The organism is Kitasatospora sp. NPDC091257 (assembly GCF_044757675.1).
In the GTDB taxonomy this organism is placed as follows: domain Bacteria; phylum Actinomycetota; class Actinomycetes; order Streptomycetales; family Streptomycetaceae; genus Kitasatospora; species Kitasatospora lactacystinica.
In genome coordinates this window covers 1-8368 of record NZ_JBIVVI010000281.1, presented here as the reverse complement: position 1 = coordinate 8368, position 8368 = coordinate 1, and the positions used below count along the sequence as shown (strand labels likewise).

The window sequence follows — 8368 nt, the reverse complement described above, 5'->3', positions numbered from 1 at the left end:
GTCCTGGATGATCGTGTCCGGCAACGGCGTCGGGCGGGCGGTCGCGGCGGCGGCCGGGCTCGGCCTGTTCTTCGCGTTCTGGTCCTGGGTGGGATTCGAGTCCACCGCGATGTACGGCGAGGAGTCCCGCGACCCCAAGCGGGTGGTGCCGCGGGCGACGCTGGTGTCGGTGATCGGTGTCGGGCTGCTCTACGTCTTCGTGTCCTGGATGATCGTGTCCGGCAACGGCGTCGGGCGGGCGGTCGCGGTGGCGAGCGGCGCCGTGCCGGGCAAGGACGGCAACAGCCTGTTCTTCGACCCGCTCGGCGCGCACCTGGGGGCCTGGGCGGTGAAGGTGTTCCAATGGCTGGTCGTCACCGGCTCGTTCGCCTGCGCGATGGCCTTCCACCAGTGCGCGGCCCGGTACCTGTACGCGATCGGCCGGGAGGGGCTGCTGCACCCGGCGCTCGGCCGCACCCATGCGCGGCACGGTTCGCCGCACGTCGCCTCGGTGGTGCAGTCGGTGATCGCGGTGGGGCTGGTGGCGGGGTTCCTGGCGGCCGGGATGGACCCGTACGTGCACCTGTACACGCTGCTGGCGCTGCTCGGGACGATGGCGATCCTGGTCGTGCAGACGCTCTGCTCCTTCGCCGTGGTCGGGTACTTCCACGTGCGGGGGCGGCACCCGGAGACCGCGCACTGGTTCCGGACGCTGGCCGCACCGCTGGTGGGCGGGGTGGCGATGGCCGGGGTGGTGGTGCTGCTGGTGCTCAACAAGGACGCCGCGGCCGGGGCGGCGGCGCACACGCTGCTGTTCCGGCTGATCCCGTACCTGGTGATCGGGGTGTTCGCGGGCGGGGTCGGGCTGGCGCTGGCGGTGCGCCGTTGGCGGCCGGAGCTGTACGCGCGGATCGGGCGGGTGGTGCTGGAGGACGCGGTCGAGCGGTGACCGGGCGGGTGGTGCTGGGGCGCGGTCGAGGGGTGACCGGCCGGCGCTCGCGGTGCGCCGGGTTCAGCGCCGGTGGACCGGCAGGCCGTACTGGGCGGCGGCCAGCAGCGCGTGCATCCGGTGGCCGAAGTCCTCGGTGTCCCGGGCCGGTTCGGGGAAGACCAGGCGGACGTCGCGGTGGCCGTGCGGGTGGTCCAGGCGCAGCACCAGGCCGTAGCGGTCCAGGGCGAGCGGGCGGACCTCGGGGTCGTGGGTGAGCACGGCCGGGTCGAGCAGCCGGGTCAGGACGTCGAGCGCCTCGGCGTGGTCGTCGGCGAAGTGGGTGAGCAGCGCGGCCTCGTGCCGGGCCAGCGGGTCGGGGCCGGCGAGCGCGAGGTCGGCGGCGGTGATCGCGCCGGTGCCGTACGGGGTGGCGAGGACGGCGTGGGCGATGTCCACCCGCAGGTGCACGCCGAGGCCGTCGTCGGCGAGGTGGGCCAGGTGGAGCCGGCCGGCCAGGGTGAGGCGGGCGCGGACCCGGTCGCGGACGGCGACGGGGGCGATGTCGGTGACGTCGAGGACGACGGCGAGACCGTCGGCGGCGCCGATGACGGCCGTGGTGAGCGGGTCGTCCAGGGCGGTGCGCAGGCGCAGCCGGGAGCCGTGCACGGAGACCGGGGTGTTCAGGTGGTGGTGCTCGCCGAGGGCGCGGACGGTGAGTGAGGAGGTCGTGCCGAGCAGGCTGTGGATCCGTTCGGCGGTGGTGGGCTCGGGGACCTCGGTGTCGCCGGTGGGCAGGCTCATGGACGGACCTCCAGTTAATTAGGTGAGCCTAACCTAAGGTGCGGGTGGGGGTGTGGCAAGCAGGCCGCCGGACGGGCGAAGGGCCCGGACGCGACTGCGGCGTCCGGGCCCTTCGGTGCGGCGGTGCGTCAGCCGACGACGGCCTGGGCGTCGATCTCGACCAGCATCGGCTCCTGCGGCAGCTCGACGAAGACGGTGGTGCGGCACGGCTTCACGCCGCCGGGCTTGATGTTCTCGTCGATGAACTCGGCGTAGACCTCGTTCATCAGCGGGAAGTCGGCGCGCTTGGTCAGGTAGACGCGGAACATCACCACGTCCTCGACGGTGGCGCCGCCGGCCTCGACGATGGCCTTGACGTTCTCCAGGGTGCGGCGGGTCTGCGCCTTCACGTCGCCGTGGTGCAGGTACTCGCCGGTGGCCGGGTCCTGCGGGCCCTGGCCGGAGACCTGGAGGATCGGACCCTTGCGGACGCCCTGGGAGAACATCCAGGCGGGAGCGGGGGCGCCGTCGGTGCGGATCTCGGTCTTCTCGCCGTTCCGGAGGTGCTCGGAGGTCATGGGATTCGGATTCCTTAACTGTGTCGACGGTTCGTCAGTTGTGGTCGGGGCGGCCGCAGTCGGCCGAGACGGCGCGGGTGGTGGCGAGCAGCTGCGGGAGCAGGTCCAGCACCTGCTCGTACGGCAGGACGACGTCCGGAACGGAGATCGAGGCGGCGGCCACCACCCGGCCGCTGGCGTCCCGGACGGGCGCGGCCACGCAGTTGATGAAGGCCTCGTGCTCGGCGTGGTCCTGCGCCCAGCCCTGGGCGGCGACCTTCTCCAGCTCGGCGAGCAGGGCCTCGGGGGTGGTCAGGGTACGCGCGGTGTGCGGGGTGAAGTCGATCCCGGCCACCACCCGGCGCCGCTCGGGCAGCGGCAGGTCGGCGAGCAGCACCTTGGAGACGGCGGCGCTGTGCAGGGCGGCGCGCAGGCCGATCCGGGAGTACATCCGCACCGGGTGGCGGGAGTCGAACTTGTCGATGTAGACCACCTCGCCGCCCTCGTAGGCGGCCAGGTGCACGGTCTGGCCGGTGGCGGCGTTCAGCTCGGCCAGGTGCGGGGCGGCGATCCGGCGCACGCCGCGCTGCTCCAGGGCCAGGCCGGAGAGTGCGAAGAGGCCGGCGCCCAGGTGGTAGCGGTAGCTCGCGTCGCGATAGACGAATCGTTCCTCTTCGAGGCTCTGGAGCAGTCGGAGGACGGTCGTCTTGTGGACGCCGAGCACCTCGGCGAGCTGGTCGAGGGAACGCTCGCCCTCGCCGAGCTCGGCGAGGATGCGCAGGGCGCGGGTGACGGTCTGACTCATCGTGCTCCGCTTCGAGGGCCGGGGTTCCCGCTCATTGTGCCCGGGCCCGGTCGGCGGACGGTGGCGGTCCGGCGGACGGTGTGCGGTCGGCGGGGCGCGCGCCGTCGGTGGGCAGGGCCGGGCCGGTGATGCCCTCCGCGGTGACCCGGGTGGCGGCCCACTGGGCGGGGGAGGCGTCGAGCAGCGCGGCCACCACGGCGGCGTCCGGCAGCTCGGCCTGGTCGCCGTGGGCGGTCAGCGCGCAGGCGGCGCTCAGGTGGCCGAGCCGCAGCCGGCGCCGCTGGTCCAGGCCCCGGACGGTGCCGGCCAGGTAGCCGGCCGCGAAGGCGTCGCCCGCGCCGGTCGCCTCGACCACCTCGACCGCGAGGGCCGGCTCGGTGACCGCCGTGCCGTCCCGTTCCAGGGCGGTCACCTGGCGGGCGGCGTCCTTGACCACGAGGGTGGCCGGGGCGGGGAAGCGGCGGCGCAGGGCGGCCGGGTCGCCGGTGCCGAAGGCGGCCTCGGCCTCGTCGGCGCCGAGCAGCAGCAGGTCGGCGGCGTTCAGCAGCGGCGGCAGCACGGCCGGGTCGCGCTCGCGCCAGAGCGAGGGGCGCCAGTTGAGGTCGAAGCTGACCAGGCGGTGCGGGCGGCGGTCGGCGAGCAGGGCGCGCAGCAGGGCGAGGCAGTCGTCGGAGAGCGCGGCGGTGATCCCGGACAGGTGGAGCAGCCGGGCGCCGGCCAGCAGGGCGGCGGCGGCCGGGTCGGCGAGCAGGTCGGGGGAGAGCGCGGCGGCCGCGGAGCCGCGCCGGTGGTAGTGCAGCCTGCTGCGGCCGGGCCCGAGGTCGTGGTGGTCGCCGGTGCTTCCGCCGACCTCCTTGAGGTAGAGGCCGGTCGGGCGGTGCGGGTCGACCGCGACCGCCGAGACGTCCACGCCGCGGGCGGCCACCTCGGCGAGCAGCCGGCGGCCGAAGCCGTCGTCGCCGACCCGGCTGATCCAGGCGGTCGGCACGCCGTGGGCGGCCAGTGCGCCCGCCACGTTGGACTCCGCTCCGCCGACCGAGAGCCGGAAGCTCTCCACCGACTCCAGCGGGCCCGGGCGGTCCGGCAGCAGGACGGCCATCGACTCGCCCACGCACACGGCCGTCGGGGGAGGACCGGGGCGGGTCGGGCCCTGGGTGTCCTGTCGCGGCATGTGCGGGGCTCCTCGTCTGCGGCCGTTCCGTCGAGAGCGGGCCCACCGGGCCGACTCCGCTGCGTGTGAGCGTGTGAGTGCCGCGTCGTCCGAGAGCGCTCACGTGAGCCGACCCCGTTGACCGGGAGTCGGGTCCGTTGACCTTGATCCGGCGCCGATGCTAGAACCGTGTTGCCAGCATGTGCAACCCTCGTTGCGCATGTTGCAACCTGTGCGGATGGAGGAACACGGTGGAGCAGACCTTCGCAAGCAGTGTCACCGGACCGGGCATCGCCCGTGGCGCGGTGGCCGCCCTGGCCGACGAACCGCTCGACTGGCGGTTCAAGGCCGCTCCACCGCAGTCGTGGGGCCGCAGCACCCGGGAATGGCTCGTCACCGGCCCCACCCTCTCCTCGCTCGGCACCCCGATGCTCACCCTCGACGGCGCCGCCGTCGACCACAACGTCCGCACCATGGCCGACTGGTGCGCCAAGGCGGGCGTCGCGCTCGCCCCGCACGGCAAGACCACCATGGCGCCCGCCCTCTGGCAGGCGCAGCTCGACGCCGGCAGCCACGGCATCACCCTCGCCAACCTGCCCCAGGTGCGGGTCGCCCGGGCCTTCGGGGTGCAGCGCATCCTGCTCGCCAACACCCTGCTCGACCCGGCCGGCCTCGCCTGGCTCGCCGACGAACTCGCCGCCGACCCGGACTTCGCCTTCCTGTCCTGGGTCGACTCCACCGAGAGCGTCCGGCTGATGGACGAGGCGCTGCGCGCCGCCGGCGCCGAGCGGCCGGTCGAGGTGCTGGTCGAGCTCGGCGGCCCCGGCGGACGGACCGGCGCCCGCGGCGTGGACGCTGCCGTCGAGGTCGCCGCCGCCGTGCTGCGCGCCCCCACCCTGCGCCTGGCGGGCGTCGGCGGGTACGAGGGCGCGATCGCGCACGACGCCTCGGCCGAGGGACTCGCCGCCGTCCGCCGCTACCTGCGGGAGCTGGGCGACCTGCACGGCCGGCTGGCGAGCGCCTACCCGGACGGCACCCGGCCGGTGGTCTCGGCCGGCGGCAGCGCCTACTTCGACCTGGTGGTCGAGGAGCTGGCGGACCTGCCGGAGGCGTTCACGGTGCTGCGCTCGGGCGCGTACATCGCCCACGACGACGGCTTCTACCGCGGCATCTCGCCGCTCGCCCGGGACGGTGGGCGGACGCCGTTCCGCGGTGCGCTGCACGGCTGGGCCCGGGTGGTGTCCCGGCCCGAGCCGCAGCTCGCGCTGCTGGACGCCGGCAAGCGCGACCTGCCCTTCGACGAGGGCCTGCCCGAGCCGCAACGGGTGCGCGGCGGAGTGGAGTTGACCGGAACGGCGGCGCGGATCACCGCGCTCAACGACCAGCACGCCTTCCTGCGCGACGCGGGCGACCTCGCGCCGATCGGCGCGGTGCTGCGGCTGGGCGTCTCGCACCCGTGCACCGCCTTCGACAAGTGGACGGCGATCCCGGTGCTGGACTCCGCGGACGCGGCCGAGCCGAAGGTCACCGGCCTGGTCAGGACGTTCTTCTGATGCCCGGGGAGAGAACGGTCGCCAGGGGTGGGCGGGACGGCGGCGGCGCGACGGTCTTCCGGGGCGCCACCGTGGTGGACGGCACCGGCGCGGAGCGCTACCGGGCCGACGTCCGGATCGCCGACGGTCTGATCACCGAGATCGGCGAGGGCCTCGACGCGCCCGACCAGGTCGACGCCGACGGCCTGGTGCTGGCCCCCGGCTTCATCGACATGCACGCCCACTCCGACCTCGCCCTGCTGCTCGAACCCGAGCACCCGGCCAAGGTCACCCAGGGCGTCACCTGCGAGGTCCTCGGCCAGGACGGCCTGTCCTACGCCCCGGTGGACGACGTCACGCTGCCCGCGCTGCGCCGCCAGACAGCGGGCTGGAACGGCGATCCGGACGGCTTCGACTGGGACTGGCGGGACGTCGCCGGCTACCTGGACCGGATCGACCGCACCGGAACGGCCGTCAACGCCTGCTACCTCGTCCCGCACGGAACGCTGCGGATGCTCGCCATGGGCTGGGCCGACCGTCCGCCCACCCCGGGCGAACTCGACCGGATGCGGCAGGTGCTGGCGAAGAGCCTGCTGGACGGCGCTGTCGGCATGTCCAGCGGCCTCAGCTACACCCCCGGGATGTACGCCGACACCGCCGAGCTGATCGAGCTGTGCACCGTCGTCGCGGCCTACGGCGGCTTCCACGCCCCGCACCAACGCTCCTACGGCGCCGGGGCGTTGGAGGGCTACGCGGAGATGGTGGAGATCGCCCGGCGGAGCGGCTGCGCGCTGCACCTGACCCACGCCACGATGAACTTCGGGGTCAACCGGGGCCGGGCCGGCGAGCTGCTGGAGCTTCTCGACCGGGCGCTCGCCGACGGCGTCGACCTCACCCTGGACAGCTACCCCTACCTGCCCGGATCCACCACCCTGGCCGCCCTGCTGCCGAGTTGGGCCACCGAGGGCGGCCCGGCCGCGACGCTGGCACGGCTCGCCGACCCCGCGCAGTGCGCGAGGATCCGGTACGAGGTGGAGGAGAAGGGCAGCGACGGCTGCCACGGCGTGGTCACCGACTGGACGACGATCCAGATCTCCGGCGTCCGCTCGGCCGCGCTCGACGGCGCGGTCGGCCGCACCGTCGCGGAACTGGCCGAGGAGGAGGAACGGACCGGCACCGAGGTGTTCCTGGACCTGCTGCGCCGGGACGAACTCTCCACCACGATCCTCCAGCACGTCGGGCACGAGGAGAACGTCCGGGCCATCATGCGCCACCCCGCCCACACCGTCGGCAGCGACGGACTGCTGGTCGGGGCCCGGCCGCACCCGCGGGCCTGGGGCACCTTCCCCCGCTACCTCGGCCACTACAGCCGGGAGTTGGGCGTGCTGACGCTGGAGGAGACGATCGCCCGGATGACCGGCCGCCCGGCAGCCCGGCTGGGGCTGGACCGGCGCGGCCGGATCGCCCCCGGCCACCACGCCGACCTGGTGCTCCTCGACCCCGGGAAGGTCCGGGACGCCGCCACCTTCGAGCGCCCCCGGCTGCCCGCCGAGGGCATCGAGTACGTGTACGTCAACGGCACCGCCGTCGTCCGGCAGGGTCGCACCACCGGCGCCCGGCCCGGGCGCGCCCTGCGCCGCACCGATCGAGGAACCCTGGCCATATGACCGAGCTCTCCGCCCCGACCGATCTCCCGGCCCCGGCCGGTCCGTCCGCGACGGGTCCGTCCGCGACCGCCGATCTCTCCGCGACCGGTTCCGCCGCCGCTACCGGCTGCTCCTTCCTGCGCGACGAACCGGTGATCGCGGTGGTCCGCGCACCCCGGATCCCGGACGCCGCCGCGCTCTGCGCCGCCCTCGCCGAGGGAGGCATCAACCTCACCGAATTCACCTGCACCACACCGAATGTGACGGACCATCTACTGAAGGCTTCGAAGGCCGGCTGGCGGGTCGGCCTCGGGACGGTGCTGACCGCGGAGCAGGCCCGGCGCGGGGTCGAGGCGGGGGCGGCCTTCCTGGTCACCCCCGGCTGCCGGCCCGAGGTCGCCGAGGCGGCGGCCGCCGCCGGGGTGCCGGTGGTGCTCGGGGCGCTCACCCCGACCGAGGTCGCGCACGCGGTGGACCTCGGCGCCGCCGCCGTCAAGATCTTCCCGGCCCGGGCCTTCGGCCCCGGCTACTTCAAGGACCTGCGCGGCCCCTACCCCGACGTGCCGCTGGTGGCCTCCGGCGGGGTGAACGCGGGCAACGCCGCCGAGTTCCTGGCGCACGGCGCGCTCGCGGTCTGCGCGGGGACGGACGTGGTGCCGCCGGACGTGGTCGCGGCGGGGGACTGGGCGGAGATCACCCGGCGGGCCCGGGCGTTCATGTCGGCCTGCGCGGCGGCGGCCTCGTAGGGGGCGCCGTCGCCGCGGGGCCCGTGAAGAAGGCAGTGCGGGGCCCGTGAAGAAGGCGGCGCGGGTCCCGTGAAGAAGGCGGCGCGGGTGCGGGCCCCGTGAAGAAGGCGGTGACGGGGCGAGGCGGGCTGTCGGGACGGCCGGGATTGGACGAGAATCGGGGGCACCCGGCTCGGCCCCGGCCGAGCCCGTCCCGGCTCAGCCCCGGCCGAGCCCGTCCCGGCTCAGCCCCGCCCGGCCAG

8 protein-coding genes are annotated in these 8368 nt (G+C 74.9%); 4 read left to right on the top strand and 4 right to left on the bottom strand.

Annotated elements, in window-relative coordinates; translation table 11 throughout:
- Positions 1 to 928, top strand: a 928-nt coding sequence (locus ACIQOV_RS15600; protein WP_401048847.1) for an APC family permease, incomplete at its 5' end; no start/stop codon positions are given.
- Between the two features lie 63 nt (positions 929 to 991).
- On the opposite strand, the gene ACIQOV_RS15595 is transcribed toward ACIQOV_RS15600, so the two are convergent.
- The 4 genes from ACIQOV_RS15595 to ACIQOV_RS15580 form a co-directional block, all read right to left on the bottom strand.
- Entirely contained in the window at positions 992 to 1711 is a 720-nt protein-coding gene (locus ACIQOV_RS15595) for a DUF2470 domain-containing protein (RefSeq protein WP_401048845.1), read from the bottom strand.
- Between the two features lie 128 nt (positions 1712 to 1839).
- A complete protein-coding gene (locus tag ACIQOV_RS15590) occupies positions 1840 to 2268 on the bottom strand; it encodes a RidA family protein (RefSeq protein ID WP_359907799.1) in 429 nt (142 codons plus the stop codon).
- 34 nt (positions 2269 to 2302) lie between these two features.
- On the bottom strand, positions 2303 to 3052 hold the full coding sequence (locus tag ACIQOV_RS15585) for an IclR family transcriptional regulator (protein WP_359907796.1): 750 nt from the start codon (positions 3050 to 3052) through the stop codon (positions 2303 to 2305).
- 31 nt (positions 3053 to 3083) lie between these two features.
- A complete protein-coding gene (locus ACIQOV_RS15580; protein ID WP_401048843.1) occupies positions 3084 to 4223 on the bottom strand; it encodes a sugar kinase in 1140 nt (379 codons plus the stop codon).
- 230 nt (positions 4224 to 4453) lie between these two features.
- On the opposite strand from ACIQOV_RS15580, the gene ACIQOV_RS15575 reads away from it, so the two are divergent.
- Genes ACIQOV_RS15575 through ACIQOV_RS15565 form a run of 3 tightly spaced genes read left to right on the top strand, consistent with a single transcriptional unit; the run spans position 4454 to position 8126 of the window.
- Complete coding sequence (locus ACIQOV_RS15575) at positions 4454 to 5755, top strand: amino acid deaminase (protein WP_401048842.1); 1302 nt, start codon at positions 4454 to 4456, stop codon at positions 5753 to 5755.
- Positions 5755 to 7401: an amidohydrolase family protein gene (locus ACIQOV_RS15570; protein ID WP_401048840.1), complete on the top strand. Its 1647-nt coding sequence runs from the start codon at positions 5755 to 5757 to the stop codon at positions 7399 to 7401. The genes ACIQOV_RS15575 and ACIQOV_RS15570 overlap by 1 nt, the downstream gene beginning before the upstream one ends.
- On the top strand, positions 7398 to 8126 hold the full coding sequence (locus ACIQOV_RS15565) for a bifunctional 4-hydroxy-2-oxoglutarate aldolase/2-dehydro-3-deoxy-phosphogluconate aldolase (RefSeq protein ID WP_401048839.1): 729 nt from the start codon (positions 7398 to 7400) through the stop codon (positions 8124 to 8126). Before ACIQOV_RS15570 ends, ACIQOV_RS15565 begins: the two co-directional genes overlap by 4 nt.
- Positions 8127 to 8368 lie beyond the last annotated feature (242 nt).

Bases quoted from the DNA above. Each gene is read 5' to 3' on its own strand.
- ACIQOV_RS15595 (WP_401048845.1), bottom strand. From the start codon at position 1,711: ATGAGCCTGCCCACCGGCGACACCGAGGTCCCCGAGCCCACCACCGCC.
- ACIQOV_RS15590 (WP_359907799.1), bottom strand. From the start codon at position 2,268: ATGACCTCCGAGCACCTCCGGAACGGCGAGAAGACCGAGATCCGCACC.
- ACIQOV_RS15585 (WP_359907796.1), bottom strand. From the start codon at position 3,052: ATGAGTCAGACCGTCACCCGCGCCCTGCGCATCCTCGCCGAGCTCGGC.
- ACIQOV_RS15580 (WP_401048843.1), bottom strand. From the start codon at position 4,223: ATGCCGCGACAGGACACCCAGGGCCCGACCCGCCCCGGTCCTCCCCCG.
- ACIQOV_RS15570 (WP_401048840.1), top strand. From the start codon at position 5,755: ATGCCCGGGGAGAGAACGGTCGCCAGGGGTGGGCGGGACGGCGGCGGC.
- ACIQOV_RS15565 (WP_401048839.1), top strand. From the start codon at position 7,398: ATGACCGAGCTCTCCGCCCCGACCGATCTCCCGGCCCCGGCCGGTCCG.